Origin of the sequence: Oryzihumus leptocrescens, from assembly GCF_006716205.1 — a bacterium.
Classification (GTDB): domain Bacteria; phylum Actinomycetota; class Actinomycetes; order Actinomycetales; family Dermatophilaceae; genus Oryzihumus; species Oryzihumus leptocrescens.
In genome coordinates, this window is sequence record NZ_VFOQ01000001.1 from 2,045,180 (window position 1) to 2,058,240 (window position 13,061).

The window sequence follows — 13,061 nt, forward strand, 5'->3', positions numbered from 1 at the left end:
GCTACGACTCGACGCGATTCTTGAGCTCCTTGAGCGCGGTGTCGATGATGACCTTCTCGGCCTTGCGCTTGAGCATGCCCAGCATGGGGATCTTGACGTCCACGGCCAGTCGGTAGGTCACGGTCGTGCTGGTCCCGTCACCGTGCAGGGTGTAGGAGCCGTTCATGGCCTTGAGCACCTGGGCGGTCACCAGCGACCACGACACCACGCCGGTGCCGTCCTCGGTGACGTCCCAGTCGTAGTCGAGGACGTAGGTGTCCTTGATGGCCCCGGCATCGAGGGTGAACTCGACCTGGTCGGCCCAGCCGTCGCCGTCCTCGGACAGCACGGCGACCTTCTTCACCTCGCCGGCCCAGGAGGGGTAGCTGTCGAAGTCGGCGATGACGTCGAGGACCGCGCCCGGCGTGGCGTCGATGTCGATGCTGGACTCAGTGCGCTCGGCCATGGCCCGAAGGCTACAGCGCCCGCCCCTCCAGGGAGTCCTTGAGCCTCGTCACCACGCGCTTCCAGCGCAGCGTGTGCCGGGCGGCCTCCGAGCGGCGACGCCACCCGGTCGCGTGGCCGCGCACGTAGTGGTGGAGGATCACCCCGTCACGGAACGGCTCGAGCCAGATCTCCATCGTCCCGGTGATCCGCCCGACGACGGCCCACCGCTGTCCCTTGACCCCCCGGTCTCGGGTGGTGTGCAGGGACAGGTGCGGCCACCACTGCCGGTGGTTCGCGGAGTCGGCAACGAGCGCCGAGAGCGCCTCCGGCGGGACGTGGATGTAGGTCTCGTCGACGATGTCGACGGGGCAGGCACGCACCGCAGAACGCAGCAGGGGGATATCGGTGAGGAGCATCGCCGCACAAGTGTGACATTCACGATGGGGCGACCGAAGTGACCGGTGGGTAAGGTGCCGGTGCGTGCTTGAGACTTTGGCTGAGGAGGCCGCGTGAAGGACATCGCCGTACCCCCGCTCGTCCCGGCTCGGACGGAGGGCAACCTCTCGGACCTCCCGGCGCGCAACGGCGCGGAGCGACCGGGGGCGATCGCGTTCTCACGCCGCGAGGGCGATGCCTGGGTGGATGTCAGCAACGAGCGCTTCCTGCGCGAGGTGCGGGCGCTGGCCAAGGGCCTGATGGCCGCCGGCATCGGCGTCGGCGACCGCGTCGCGATCATGAGCAAGACCCGCTACGAGTGGACCCTGTCCGACTTCGCCGTGTGGACCGCCGGCGCCGTGGCCGTCCCGATCTACGAGACCTCCTCCCCCGAGCAGGTGAACTGGATCCTGTCCGACTCCGGGGCCACGGGCATCATCCTGGAGACCCCGGCCCATGCGGCCACGCTCACCGAGGTGCGCGACCAGCTGCCCTCGCTGGCCCACGTCTGGCAGATCGACGCCGGCGACCTCGACACCCTCGCCCGCCAGGGAGAGTCGGTCACCAGCGCCGCCCTCGACGCGCGCCGCGCGAAGGTCAACCGGGCCGACACCGCCACGATCATCTACACCTCGGGCACCACCGGCCGCCCCAAGGGCTGCCAGCTCACCCACGACAACTTCATGGCGCTGGCGGAGAACACCGTCGAGCGGCTCGGCTCGGTCGTGGCCGTCGAGGGCGCCTCGACGCTGCTGTTCCTGCCGCTGGCCCACGTGTTCGCCCGGTTCATCGAGGTGCTGTGCGTCGCGTCCGGCGCCCGCATGGGGCACTCGGCCGACATCAAGAACCTGCTGGCGGACTTCGGCACGTTCCAGCCGACGTTCATCCTCTCCGTGCCCCGCGTCTTCGAGAAGATCTACAACTCCTCCGAGCAGAAGGCCACCGCCGAGGGCAAGGGCAGGATCTTCCACGCCGCCGCCGAGGCCGCGATCGCGTGGAGCAAGGCCCAGGACGAGGGCGGCCCCGGCATCGGCCTGCGGCTGCAGCACTTCGTCTTCGACCGGCTCGTCTACGGCAAGCTGCGGGCCGCCATGGGCGGCAAGGTCCTGTATGCCGTGTCCGGCGGCGCGCCGCTCGGCACCCGCCTCGGCCACTTCTACCGCGGCATCGGGCTGACCGTCCTCGAGGGCTACGGGCTGACCGAGACCACGGCCCCGGCCACCGTCAACACCCCCGAGCTGATCAAGATCGGCACCGTCGGCGCCCCGCTGCCCGGCATCTCGATCCGCATCGCCGACGACGGCGAGGTGCTCGTCAAGGGCATCAACGTCTTCGCCGGCTACCACAACAACGGGCAGGCCTCGGCCGAGGCGCTGCAGGACGGCTGGTTCCACACCGGCGACATCGGCGAGCTCGACGACGACGGCTTCCTCAAGATCACCGGCCGCAAGAAGGAGCTGCTCGTCACCGCCGGCGGCAAGAACGTCGCCCCGGCGGTGCTCGAGGACCGGCTGCGCGCCCACCCGCTGATCTCGCAGTGCATCGTCGTCGGCGACCAGAAGCCGTTCATCGCGGCGCTGATCACCCTCGACGCCGAGATGCTGCCGCAGTGGGCGAAGAACAACGGCCTCGAGGGCCTGTCCATGGAGGACGCCCCGGCCAACGAGACGATCCGCGCCGAGATCCAGCGGGCCGTCGACAGCGCCAACAAGGCGGTCTCCAAGGCGGAGTCCATCCGCAAGTTCACCGTGCTGCCGGGCGACTTCACCGAGGAGAACGGCTACCTCACCCCGTCGCTGAAGCTCAAGCGCAACATCGTGATGAAGGACTTCGGCGACCAGGTCGAGGCCCTCTACTCAGGCGCGCGGGAGTGACCTCTACGGTCTAGGCATGCTCTCCCGCACCGGGGCCGCCCGGTCCCTGCCGTATGCCGTGGCGCTGGCCTGGGTGGCGTACTTCGCCGTCCTGCAGTGGAGCGTGGTCCGGTTCAAGGTCGCGATCGTGGTGACCCTGACGCTGGCCACGCTCGCGCTGGCCGCCTGGCTGTGGCGCCGGCCGGCGGTCCCGGCCGCGACACAGCGCTCGATCTCGTTGGCGCTGCTGGGTTCTGCCCTCGTGACCGCCTACGTGCCGCTGTTCAGCTACCTGTCCCCCGGCGGCCGGCGCTGGGCCCTGGGGGCGTTCATCGTCGGCGCAGTCGTGTGCGCGGTGCTCGTGCAGCGGCCGGGCGCGGCCACCGGGCCGCTGACGCTGGGAGCCGCCGTCACGGCATACCTGGTGGGGTCGGTGATCGCCATCGTGAACGACCCGGCGCCGCGGATCGACGTGTGGGTGACCCTGCAGCAGGCCAGCGACGGCCTGGCGCGCGGGCAGAACATGTACGCCATGACCTGGACCGGGTCACCGGGTATCAAGGACGCGTTCACCTACCTGCCGTGGACCGCGGTGCTGCTGGCTCCCGGCCGGTGGCTGGCCGGCGACGTGCGCTGGGCGCTGGTGTTCTGGACCCTCGTGGCGGCGGCGGGGATGCTGGCGCTGGGGCGGGGCACCCTCGCCGGCCGCCGGGCGCTGTGGGCGGCCGGGCCGCTGGTGGCGCTGCTGCTGCTCGCCCCCGGCACGCTCACCCAGGTCGACCAGGCGTGGACCGAGCCGCTGCTGCTGGCCGGGATCCTGTGGTGGGCGGTGCTGGTGCGCCGGGGCCACCCGTGGTGGGCCGTCGTGCCGCTGGCGCTCGCCTGTGCGAGCAAGCAGCACCTGGCGCTGCTGCTGCCGATCCTGCTCGTGTGGCGGCCCTTCGGCTGGAAGCGCAGCGTGGCCACCGGCGCGCTCACCGGGGTCCTCATCGCCCCGTGGTTCCTCGCCGGCCCGTCCGACTTCGTCCACGACACGGTCTCGCTGCTGGTGACCTTCCACCCGATCAAGTTCGCCAACACCCTCTACCTGCTGGCGCTCAACGAGTTCGGGGTCACCCTGCCGTTCGCCCTGACCGGCCTGGTGGTGTTCGGCACGCTCGCCGCGGTGATGTGGACCGTGTGGCGGCGCCAGCCCGACCTGCCCGAGCTGCTGCGCTGGCTGGCGCTGATGCTGCTGGTCGCCAACCTGGTCAACAAGCAGGCGTTCTACAACCAGTTCTGGCTGGTGGGGGCGCTGGTGGCGGCCTCCCTGGCCACGAGGTCCTCGACCAGCTCGGCCAGGAACTCGGGGAAGACCGTCTCGGCGACCTGACCCAGCGCACGCCCCGGCAGCCAGTCGATGGTGATGGTCGAGAGCTCCTCGAGCTCCTCGAACGCTGCCGGGGCGGCCTCGAAGCGCGTGGTCCGCGCACCGAAGAACACCTGCTCCTGGTGGATCTGCCTGCCGTCGAAGGGGAAGACGACGACGTCCTCGCGCAGCGGCCCGACGAGCTCCTCCGGTGCCAGCCGCAGCCCGGTCTCCTCCCACACCTCGCGGACGGCTGCCTCGCGCGTGTCCTCGCCCTCCTCGACGCCGCCGCCCAGGGAGTACCAGTAGGTGCGTTCCGGGTTGCGCGGGTCGCACCCGTGGATCATGAGGACGTGGTCGCGCTCGTCGAGCAGCACGACGCGCACGGCGCGGCGATGGACGACCTCGACACCCACGTCGGTGTCCGCGGTGTCGGCGTCGTCGGCGGGAGTGGGCACGGCCCTGCACCCTAGTGGTGCAGCCGCTCCCATGCCCGGGCCTGGGCGATGCGCCACGCGGGGTCGGGGTGGGTGGCGAACAGTGCCGTCTGCCACCAGGTCGGCTCGAGCCGGCTGAGGTTGGTCACGGCCAGGTCGTGCTGCATCCGCTCGAACGCCGGGATGTCGCGGGTCAGGTCGAGGGAGTGCGCGTCGGCGCGGGCCTCGAGGTGACGGCTGACCAGGTTGGTCACCGGCGCCCCGAGCCACGGCGCGGTCGCCACGACCGCGAGCAGGAGCGCGGTGCCGCGTGCCACGGAACGCCGCCCGGTGGCACGTGGCTCGAGCCAGCGCCTGCCGCGGGGACCGGTCAGCAGCCACCCCAGCGCCAGCACCCCGGTGGCCGCGCCCACGGCGCCGAGCAGCGTGCCGACGAGCACGTCCTGGGCCTTGACGTGGCCGAACTCGTGGGCGACGACCGCCAGCACCGCGGCGGGGTCCTGCCTGGCCCGGGCCAGCGTGGTGTCGTCCAGGACGACCCAGCGGGTCGAGCCGAGGCCGGAGACGTGGGCGTTCTCACCGGTGGTCCGGGCGCTGGCATCGGAGACGACGACGCGCACGTGGGCGATGCCGTCGCGCGCGGCGAGCGCCGAGATCGATCGGGTCAGCGCGCTGTCGGGCAGCGGGGTGAAGTGGTTGTATGCCGGCTCGACCACGAGCGGGTACAGCACCGACCCCAGCACGGTCACCACGGCGGCGCCCGCGGCGAGCAGCCACGGCCAACGCCGCGGCGCGCGGCGCACGACCCACCAGACCACGAGCAGGCCGAGGGCGGTCAGCGCGGCGTTCATCGTCCAGCCGACCGCTTCGTCACGCAGCCACCCGGCCCAGGTCTGCGTCGAGAGGTGGTAGTCGCGCAGCACCTGCTCGGAGTGGATGCCCGAGGGCAGGCCCACCAGCCACTGCAGCGCCAGCACCACGACAGCGGTGGCCACGACCACCGGCCAGGCCCGTCGCGGCGGCGCCGTGGGAGCGCTCCGGTCACGCCGGCGCAGCAGCACCGCGAACACCACCCACGGGACGGCCACCGACAGCATCAGCGCCACATAGGGCCAGACGCCGAGGCCGGTGCGGAAGGCCGCGGCGCGCTGCACCTCAGTGGGGGTGAAGGCGCTCGCGACGTCGGGTCGCACGGACACGTCCACACCGAGGGGATGCCACGGGGTGAGCACGGCGACGCCCACCCCCAGCAGCGCCAGACCCGTCAGAGTCCCGACGGCGAGGGCGCGGCGGCTCATGCGGCGGCCAGCTCGCGCAGGTAGGACTGCCAGTCCCGGGTGAACCGCTGCTGGGTCGTGCCGAGCACGGTCCGGAAGGCGGAGGCGGCCGCAGCGTCAGGGTCCTGGCCGCCGGCGGTGGCGCGGGCCACCGCGCGGTAGAACGCCGCCAGGCGGGCCTGTCCCCACGTGTCGGCGATGCGCGTGCACGCCAGCCATGCCGCCGAGTAGCTGGGGGCGATCGTGCTGCGCGTCGGGTCGAAGTCTGCCGCCGTCGGCAGGCGGGTCGGGCCCTTGCCCTGCCGGACCCGGGTCAGCAGCTCGGAGGCGACCCGCTGACGCGGCAGGCCCAGGCCCGAGTAGCCGACGTAGTCGGCCGTCCCCTCGGACAGCCAGATCGGGACCTGGCCGGTGGTGGTCGACCGGATCGCCACGTGGGTCAGCTCGTGGGTGATCACGACCCGGCGCCCCAGGGCGGCCAGCCGGTTCCACGCCGCGGGGTTGACCACCACGCGGTCCGCGTGTGCCGGCTCCCCGCGGGTGATCGGCCCCTCGGTCACCGCCGCCACCTGGTCCAGCCCGGTGCGGTCTCGGTTGAGCAGCGCCGCGAACTCGGCCGGTGTCGACGGCGTGACCAGGACGACCCGGCGGGCCCACCCGGTGCCCCAGAAGGCGTTGACCCGGGCCACTCCCCCGTCGGCCTGCGCGCGGTAGGCGTCCATGCGGGCTGTCGGGGCGTTGCCGATGACGATCGAGGTGGCGCCGCGAAGCACCCGCATCCCGGGCAGGTCCCACACCTGCAGCTGGGTGCCCCCGTCACGGTCGTCGGCCAGCCGCCACCCTGCGGCGCGGTGCACGACGGTCAGGAAGACGTCGTAGGAGCGCGGCCCGCGGTCGTAGCCGGTGAGCGCCCACTCCCCCTGGACCTTGGCCACCCACGCCCCCGGACCGAGCCCGGCCCCACCGGTGGGCGAGAGCGCCGGCTGGCTGCCGGGGTCGGCGAACCGGAAGCGCGACAGCGGCAGGCGCATGAGGTCGTCGAAGACCTGGGCCTGCCGCTTGCCGAAGGCCGAGCGCGGGTCGTCGACCGTGGCCATCCAGCGCGCCTTGCTGCGGGCGGAGACCGCGGCAGCCCGCTGGTCCAGCAGGTCACGCAGCGCCTGCACCCGGGCCGCGTCGGCGTCCACCGACGCCGGCGCCGCGGCGTTGGCGGTCGAGGACCGGGTCACCGCAGGGCGCGCGGCGGTGCCGGGCAGCTGCACCAGCCCGGTCGCGAACGCACCGACGGCGCTGACGGCCGCCACGAGGAGGACCGCCAGCGTCAGGTATGTCGCTGTCCTCCAGCGCGGTGCCCGGGTCACGGGCGTCACTCTAGGCGGCGTGGATGTGTGCGGTCAGACCGCCGCCCGTGCCCCCGTCCACGGCTCGCGCCGTGCCCGCAGCCCGGCCACCCGGTCGGCACGGACCAGACCCGCGGCGACGAGCGCGGAGACCGCTCGCTGCTCCTGCCGGTCCAGCGGCATGTCGGCGGACAACGGGGCCGTGAGGGCCGTCACGACGCAGTCGGCGCACTGGCTGCCCCGGACGGGGCAGGTGTCACAGTCGACGATCATCGCTGGCCTCCTCCCTGCACTGGTCGGCGGGCCCGAGGGTCGGACCTGCCCGTGCCCAGCACGCTAGGAGCCCGGTCTGACAGGCCTTGCCCTGCGCGGCCCTGACCTGCCCCGGCGCACGACTGACCGCCACCCCGCCCGCGACTCGCCCGCGACCGGCGCAGCGAGGCCGGGCGCCAGGGCGCCGGGGGCCGCCGGGTCCCCGTCACCGCGTGCCGCGCGACGGCCTGTCGGCGGCACGGCATACGGTCCTTGCCATGCAGGGCGTCCAAGGCACACTCGACGAGCTCGGCACCCCCTTGGCGGGGGTGACGTTCGTCGTGGTCGACCTCGAGACCACCGGTGGCAGCCCCGCCGGCGCGCACATCACCGAGATCGGCGCGGTCAAGGTCCGCGCCGGCGAGGTGCTCGGCGAGTTCCAGACGCTGGTCAACCCCGGCGAGCCGATCCCGGCGTTCATCTCCCTGCTCACCGGCATCACCGACCGCATGGTCGCCGACTCCCCGCGCATCAACACGGCCGTCCCGGCGTTCCTCGAGTTCGCCCGCGGCAGCGTGCTCGTGGCCCACAACGCCCCGTTCGACGTGTCCTTCCTCAAGGCCGCGGCAGCGCTGACCGGACACGAGTGGCCCGGCTTCCGGGTCGTCGACACCGCGCACCTGGCGCGGCAGCTGGTCACCAAGGACGAGGCACGCGACCGCAAGCTCGGCACCCTGGCGCGGCTGTTCGGCGCGGCCACCACACCCGACCACCGGGCGCTGCACGACGCCCGGGCCACGGTCGACGTGCTGCACGGCCTGCTCTCCCGGGTCGGCAACCTCGGGGTGCTGACCCTCGAGGAGCTGAGCAGCTTCTCCTCGAGGGTGTCCGCGGCGCAGCGGCGCAAGCGCCACCTCGCCGAGGGCCTGCCGCACTCCCCGGGGGTCTACCTGTTCAAGGACGGCAAGGGGCGGGTGCTCTACGTCGGCACCTCCCGCGACATCCGCACCCGGGTGCGCACCTACTTCACCGCCTCGGAGCAGCGCACGCGCATGGCCGAGATGGTCGGCATCGCCGAGAGCGTCACCCCGGTGGTGTGCCAGACGCCACTGGAGGCCGAGGTGCGCGAGCTGCGGCTCATCGCCGAGCACAAGCCGCGCTACAACCGCCGCTCCCGCCACCCCGAGCGCGCGCCGTGGGTCAAGCTGACCGTGGAGCCGTTCCCCCGGTTGAGCATCGTGCGCGAGGTGCGCGACGACGGGGCCCGCTACGTCGGGCCCTTCTCCTCGCGCCACGCCGCCGAGGCGGCGATCGCCGCGGTCCACGAGGTGGTGCCGCTGCGGCAGTGCACCAAGCGGCTCAGCCTGCGGGGCACCTCCTCGGGCTGCGCGCTCTCCGAGATGGGCCGCTGCGGCGCCCCGTGCACCGGCGCCCAGGACGTCGAGTCCTACGCCCAGGTCGTCGAGCGGGTGGCCAGCGTCATCGGCGGCGATGCACGCGAGGTCGTGGCCGCCCTGCACCGTCGCATGGACCTGCTGGCCAGCCAGGAGCGGTTCGAGGACGCCGGGGAGGTGCGCGACCGGATGCTGCACCTGGTCCGGGCCGCCGCCCGGGCCCAGCGCATCGCGCCGCTGGCCCGCAGCGCCGAGGTCGTCGCCGCCCGCCGCGCCGAGGCCGGCGGCTGGGAGGTCATCTGCGTCCGTCACGGGCGGCTCGCCGGCACGAGCGTGAGCCCCCGCGGCGCCGACCCCATGCCCTACATCGAGGCACTCAGGGCCAGCGCCGAGGTCGTCTCCCCCGGGCCCGGTCCGGCGCCCGCCGCCTACCCGGAGGAGACCGAGAAGGTGCTGCGCTGGCTGGAGTCGCCCGGGGTGCGCATCGTCAGCATCGAGGGCGAGTGGACCTGCCCGACCCACGGCGCCGGCGCCGCCCGGGCCCGGCTCGAGCCGCTGGCCGCTGCGGCGCGCGACGTGGTGCCGTTCGACGAGCCCGGCGGTCCGGGGCTGCGGCACCAGCCGCCGGCCGCGGTCATGTCCGCCGCGGGCTAGGGTGTCACCGTGATTTCCGCCATCGTGCTGATCAACGCCGAGGTCGACCGGATCCCCGAGGTCGCCGCCGCCATCGCCGAGATCGACGGCGTGAGCGAGGTCTACTCGGTCACCGGGGACGTCGACCTCATCGCCATGGTCCGTGTGCAGCAGCACGAGCAGTTCGCCGACGTGATCGCCGACCGGCTCAACAAGGTCCAGGGCGTCCTCGGCACCCAGACGCACATCGCGTTCCGCACCTACTCCCGGCACGACCTCGAGGCAGCGTTCAGCCTCGGCCTCGACGACGCCTGACCCGGGCACGCGGCGCCCCTGACAGCAGGCGCCGCGGGGCGCGAAGGTCGGGTACGACGGTCAGTCGCGGGTCGCCGCAACCCAGCGCGCGACGACCTCGGTCGCCGCGCCCTCGTCGATCGCCCGCTCGGCCCGGTCCATCCCCGCCCGCACCTGCGCGGTGAACGCGGCGTGGTCCATGCCGGTACGCGCGGCCGAGCCTGCGCCCGTGCCCGCGTCGGCGCCCGCGCCGGGACCCCCCTGGGGGTCCTGCTCGGTGAGGGCGAGCGCGATACCGGCGTTGAGGACGACCGCGTCGCGCACCGGCCCGCGCTGGCCTCCGAACACGTCACGCACGACGCCGGCGTTGTGGACCGCGTCCCCGCCGCGCAGGGACTCCAGCGGGTGCAGCTCGAGGCCGAGCTCGCGCGGGTCGAGCGTGTACTCGCGCACCACGCCACCGCGGACCCACCACACCGAGGACGTGGTGGAGACGGTCAGCTCGTCGAGGCTGTCATCGCCCCGGAAGACCACCGCGTCCTTGCCCCGGCCGGCGAACACCCCCGCCATGAGCGGCGCCAGCCGCGCGTCGGCGACACCCACGGCCGCGTAGGTGGGCTGGGCCGGGTTGGTCAGCGGGCCGAGGGCGTTGAAGGCGGTCCCGATGCCCAGGTCGCGCCGGGGCGCCGCCGTGTGGCGGAACGAGGGGTGGAACGTCTGCGCGAAGCAGAACGTGATGCCGGCCCGCTCGGCGACCTCGACCACGCGCTCCGGCGGGATCGTGAGGTTGACCCCGAGCGCTTCGAGCACGTCGGCCGAACCGGAGCTGGAGGACGCCGCCCGGTTGCCGTGCTTGACCACCTTGATGCCGGCGGCCGCACACACGATCGAGGCCATGGTCGAGATGTTGACCGTGTGCGCCCGGTCGCCGCCGGTGCCGACGATGTCCAGGCTGGGCCCGGCGACCTCGATGCGGTTGGCGTGCTGCAGCATCATGTCCGCCAGGCCGCGCATCTCCTCGACCGTCTCGCCCTTGGCGCGTAGCGCCACGAGGAAGCCGGCCACCTGGGCGGGCGTGGCCTCACCGCTCATGATGCGGTCCATCGCCCACGCCGCGTCAGCCGAGCTCAGGTCCTGCCCGGCGAGCAGCGACGTGAACACCGCCGGCCAGGTCGTCGTCCCGGACGCCGGCGTGTCCGCAGCCACGTCAGCTGCCGGAGGTGGAGGTCCCCGCCGCACGAGCCAGCTCCGCGACGGCCTGGGCCACCGCGATCGGGTCGAGCGGGTGGGGAACGGCCAGGTCGGCCTGCGACCACGCCGCGAGCCAGCCGTCCTGCGGGCGGCCGGTCAGCACGAGGACGGGCGGGCAGTTGTAGATCTCGTTCTTGAGCTGGCGGCACAGGCCCAGACCACCGGTCGGGGCAGCCTCACCGTCGAGGATGAGCAGGTCGAAACCGCCCTGCTCCACCGCCTCGATGACGGCCGGGGCCGTCGCGCACTCGCGCCAGGAGGCGACCTCGACGTCCCGGGCGGGACGTCGGCCCACCGCCACGCGCACGGCGTCACGGGTGGCCACGTCGTCGCTGTAGAGCAGCACCTGGATGCGGTGCGGCACCGTCGAGCCGGCCGCGGTGGGTGCGCCCTCGATCGCAGCGGAAGGAGCCGACGGAGCGTGCGAAACGGTCATGGGCCAGATGCTACCGAAGGCGTTCGGGCGCAACGATGACGGCCGCCAGCAGCGGCGTCGCGCGTGATGACGGGGCCCCGGGTGCATTGACCGGGGGGTCGCCGACCCACCTCCGAGGGAATGGGGCAATAATGGCCGCCGTGGCGACCGCATCAGCAGTTCACTCCAGTACCCCGGCAGGCACGATCCCCGGCCACGGCCCGGTGACCCGACCGAACATGACCTCGGTGGGCACCATCGTGTGGCTGGCGAGCGAGCTCATGTTCTTCGCAGGCCTGTTCGCGATGTACTTCACCATCCGCTCCGTCTCCCCCGAGCTGTGGAAGACGCAGACCGAGCACCTCAACGTGCCCTACGCGACGGTCAACACCCTCGTGCTGGTCATCTCGTCGGTGTGGTGCCAGCTCGGCGTGTTCAAGGCCGAGCACGGCCAGCCGGCGCGCACGGGCTCGCTGCTGCAGCTGAGCAAGTGGGGCATGCGCGAGTGGTACGTCCTGACCTACGTGTTCGGCGCGATCTTCGTCTCCGGCCAGGTGCTGGAGTACGCCACGCTCGTCCACGAGGGGCTGTCGATCTCGGCCAACGCCTACGGCTCGGTCTTCTACCTGACGACGGGCTTCCACGCCCTGCACGTCACCGGTGGCCTGCTGGCGTTCCTGCTGATCATCGGCCGCACCTTCACGACCCGCCGCTACACCCACGCACAGGCCACGGGCGCCATCGTCACCTCGTACTACTGGCACTTCGTCGACGTGGTGTGGATCGCGCTGTTCGCGACCATCTACCTGCTCAAGTGACCCTGACCGTGACCCCCGACCTCCGCACCGACGCCGACAGGACCGCACTGTGAACGCACTGGCCGCCCGCCGCCGCCACCCGGCGGCGATCGTCATCCTCCTGCTGCTGGGGCTGGTCGCCATGGGTGGGCTCTACGCCGCCCTCGCGCCCAAGCCCGCGCAGGCGGCGACCGCCACCGCCGATGACGTTGCCGAGGGCAAGAAGCTCTTCCTGGCCAACTGCGCCACCTGCCACGGCCTCAACGCCGAGGGCAGCAAGGCCGGCCCGACCCTGGTCGGTGTGGGTGCCGCCGCCGTCGACTTCCAGGTCGGCACCGGCCGTATGCCGCTCGCCGGGCCCGCGGTCCAGGCCAAGCGCAACAGCGACGTGAAGTTCACCGACCAGCAGATCGCGCAGATGGCGGCCTACGTCGCCTCGCTCGCCCCGGGGCCGGCCGTGCCGGACGCGGCCGACACCAGCGGCAACGGTGACGTCGCCAAGGGCGCGGAGCTGTTCCGCGTCAACTGCGCCATGTGCCACAACTTCGCCGGCTCCGGTGGCGCGCTGACCCGCGGCAAGTTCGCCCCGAGCCTGCGCAACGTCGAGGGCAAGCACATCTACGAGGCCATGCTCACCGGCCCGCAGTCGATGCCCGTCTTCAACGACACCAACCTGTCCCCCACGGACAAGAACAACATCATCAGCTACCTGCACTCGGTCGACAAGGCTGAGAACCCGGGCGGTCTGAGCCTGGGCAACCTCGGTCCCGTCTCCGAGGGCCTGTTCGTCTGGATCTTCGGCATCGGCATCCTCATCGCGTGCGCCGTGTGGCTGGGCTCCAAGGCAGCGTGACGATGGCTGCACCACTGCATGACACGCGACTGACCGACCGCGAATCGACAGGATCG

The 13,061-nt window shown here is 72.7% G+C and carries 14 protein-coding genes; 6 read left to right on the forward strand and 8 right to left on the reverse strand.

The genetic code is table 11. The features are described from left to right. Nucleotide 1 precedes the first annotated feature (1 nt). Both FB474_RS09620 and FB474_RS09625 read right to left on the reverse strand, forming a co-directional pair. Complete coding sequence (locus tag FB474_RS09620) at nucleotides 2-445, reverse strand: SRPBCC family protein (RefSeq protein ID WP_141788438.1); 444 nt, start codon at nucleotides 443-445, stop codon at nucleotides 2-4. Between the two features lie 10 nt (nucleotides 446-455). Continuing rightward, complete coding sequence (locus FB474_RS09625; RefSeq protein WP_141788439.1) at nucleotides 456-842, reverse strand: polyketide cyclase / dehydrase and lipid transport; 387 nt, start codon at nucleotides 840-842, stop codon at nucleotides 456-458. Nucleotides 843-935: 93 nt separating this feature from the next. On the opposite strand from FB474_RS09625, the gene FB474_RS09630 reads away from it, so the two are divergent. Continuing rightward, on the forward strand, nucleotides 936-2,735 hold the full coding sequence (locus tag FB474_RS09630) for an AMP-dependent synthetase/ligase (RefSeq protein WP_141788440.1): 1,800 nt from the start codon (nucleotides 936-938) through the stop codon (nucleotides 2,733-2,735). Nucleotides 2,736-2,751: 16 nt separating this feature from the next. Then, complete coding sequence (locus FB474_RS09635; protein ID WP_141788441.1) at nucleotides 2,752-4,086, forward strand: glycosyltransferase 87 family protein; 1,335 nt, start codon at nucleotides 2,752-2,754, stop codon at nucleotides 4,084-4,086. On the opposite strand, the gene FB474_RS09640 is transcribed toward FB474_RS09635, so the two are convergent. The 4 genes from FB474_RS09640 to FB474_RS09655 are packed head-to-tail and all read right to left on the reverse strand — an operon-like array spanning nucleotide 3,981 to nucleotide 7,389. Beyond that, nucleotides 3,981-4,520 (reverse strand): NUDIX hydrolase, encoded by a 540-nt coding sequence (locus FB474_RS09640; protein ID WP_185746104.1) that lies wholly within the window; start codon nucleotides 4,518-4,520, stop codon nucleotides 3,981-3,983. The two genes, FB474_RS09635 and FB474_RS09640, sit on opposite strands and share 106 nt — an antisense overlap. Before the next feature lie 11 nt (nucleotides 4,521-4,531). Then, nucleotides 4,532-5,797, reverse strand: a complete 1,266-nt coding sequence (locus tag FB474_RS09645) for a M48 family metalloprotease (RefSeq protein WP_141788443.1) — start codon at nucleotides 5,795-5,797, stop codon at nucleotides 4,532-4,534. Continuing rightward, nucleotides 5,794-7,137 (reverse strand): hypothetical protein, encoded by a 1,344-nt coding sequence (locus FB474_RS09650; RefSeq protein WP_141788444.1) that lies wholly within the window; start codon nucleotides 7,135-7,137, stop codon nucleotides 5,794-5,796. Before FB474_RS09650 ends, FB474_RS09645 begins: the two co-directional genes overlap by 4 nt. Nucleotides 7,138-7,170: 33 nt before the next feature. After that, the gene (locus FB474_RS09655; protein WP_141788445.1) at nucleotides 7,171-7,389 is read right to left on the reverse strand and encodes a hypothetical protein; all 219 of its coding nucleotides are present in this window, start codon (nucleotides 7,387-7,389) and stop codon (nucleotides 7,171-7,173) included. Between the two features lie 257 nt (nucleotides 7,390-7,646). On the opposite strand from FB474_RS09655, the gene FB474_RS09660 reads away from it, so the two are divergent. Together FB474_RS09660 and FB474_RS09665 are read left to right on the forward strand one after the other, a co-directional pair. Beyond that, entirely contained in the window at nucleotides 7,647-9,416 is a 1,770-nt protein-coding gene (locus FB474_RS09660) for a DEDD exonuclease domain-containing protein (protein WP_141788446.1), read from the forward strand. 9 nt (nucleotides 9,417-9,425) lie between these two features. Beyond that, on the forward strand, nucleotides 9,426-9,710 hold the full coding sequence (locus FB474_RS09665; RefSeq protein WP_141788447.1) for an Lrp/AsnC family transcriptional regulator: 285 nt from the start codon (nucleotides 9,426-9,428) through the stop codon (nucleotides 9,708-9,710). Nucleotides 9,711-9,770: 60 nt separating this feature from the next. On the opposite strand, the gene trpD is transcribed toward FB474_RS09665, so the two are convergent. Both trpD and FB474_RS09675 read right to left on the reverse strand, forming a co-directional pair. Then, on the reverse strand, nucleotides 9,771-10,895 hold the full coding sequence (gene trpD / locus FB474_RS09670) for an anthranilate phosphoribosyltransferase (RefSeq protein WP_141788448.1): 1,125 nt from the start codon (nucleotides 10,893-10,895) through the stop codon (nucleotides 9,771-9,773). A gap of 1 nt (nucleotide 10,896) precedes the next feature. After that, on the reverse strand, nucleotides 10,897-11,376 hold the full coding sequence (locus FB474_RS09675) for a response regulator (protein ID WP_246092116.1): 480 nt from the start codon (nucleotides 11,374-11,376) through the stop codon (nucleotides 10,897-10,899). A 131-nt stretch (nucleotides 11,377-11,507) separates the two neighbouring features. Between FB474_RS09675 and ctaE the strand changes: the two genes are divergently transcribed. Beyond that, nucleotides 11,508-12,173 (forward strand): aa3-type cytochrome oxidase subunit III, encoded by a 666-nt coding sequence (gene ctaE, locus FB474_RS09680; protein WP_141788449.1) that lies wholly within the window; start codon nucleotides 11,508-11,510, stop codon nucleotides 12,171-12,173. Nucleotides 12,174-12,222: 49 nt separating this feature from the next. After that, complete coding sequence (gene qcrC / locus FB474_RS09685) at nucleotides 12,223-13,005, forward strand: cytochrome bc1 complex diheme cytochrome c subunit (RefSeq protein WP_141788450.1); 783 nt, start codon at nucleotides 12,223-12,225, stop codon at nucleotides 13,003-13,005. The last annotated feature ends 56 nt before the right edge of the window (nucleotides 13,006-13,061 follow it).

Bases quoted from the DNA above. Each gene is read 5' to 3' on its own strand.
- FB474_RS09655 (WP_141788445.1), bottom strand. From the start codon at position 7,389: ATGATCGTCGACTGTGACACCTGCCCCGTCCGGGGCAGCCAGTGCGCC.
- FB474_RS09620 (WP_141788438.1), bottom strand. From the start codon at position 445: ATGGCCGAGCGCACTGAGTCCAGCATCGACATCGACGCCACGCCGGGC.
- FB474_RS09675 (WP_246092116.1), bottom strand. From the start codon at position 11,376: ATGACCGTTTCGCACGCTCCGTCGGCTCCTTCCGCTGCGATCGAGGGC.
- FB474_RS09635 (WP_141788441.1), top strand. From the start codon at position 2,752: ATGCTCTCCCGCACCGGGGCCGCCCGGTCCCTGCCGTATGCCGTGGCG.
- FB474_RS09625 (WP_141788439.1), bottom strand. From the start codon at position 842: ATGCTCCTCACCGATATCCCCCTGCTGCGTTCTGCGGTGCGTGCCTGC.
- ctaE (WP_141788449.1), top strand. From the start codon at position 11,508: ATGGCCGCCGTGGCGACCGCATCAGCAGTTCACTCCAGTACCCCGGCA.
- FB474_RS09660 (WP_141788446.1), top strand. From the start codon at position 7,647: ATGCAGGGCGTCCAAGGCACACTCGACGAGCTCGGCACCCCCTTGGCG.
- FB474_RS09645 (WP_141788443.1), bottom strand. From the start codon at position 5,797: ATGAGCCGCCGCGCCCTCGCCGTCGGGACTCTGACGGGTCTGGCGCTG.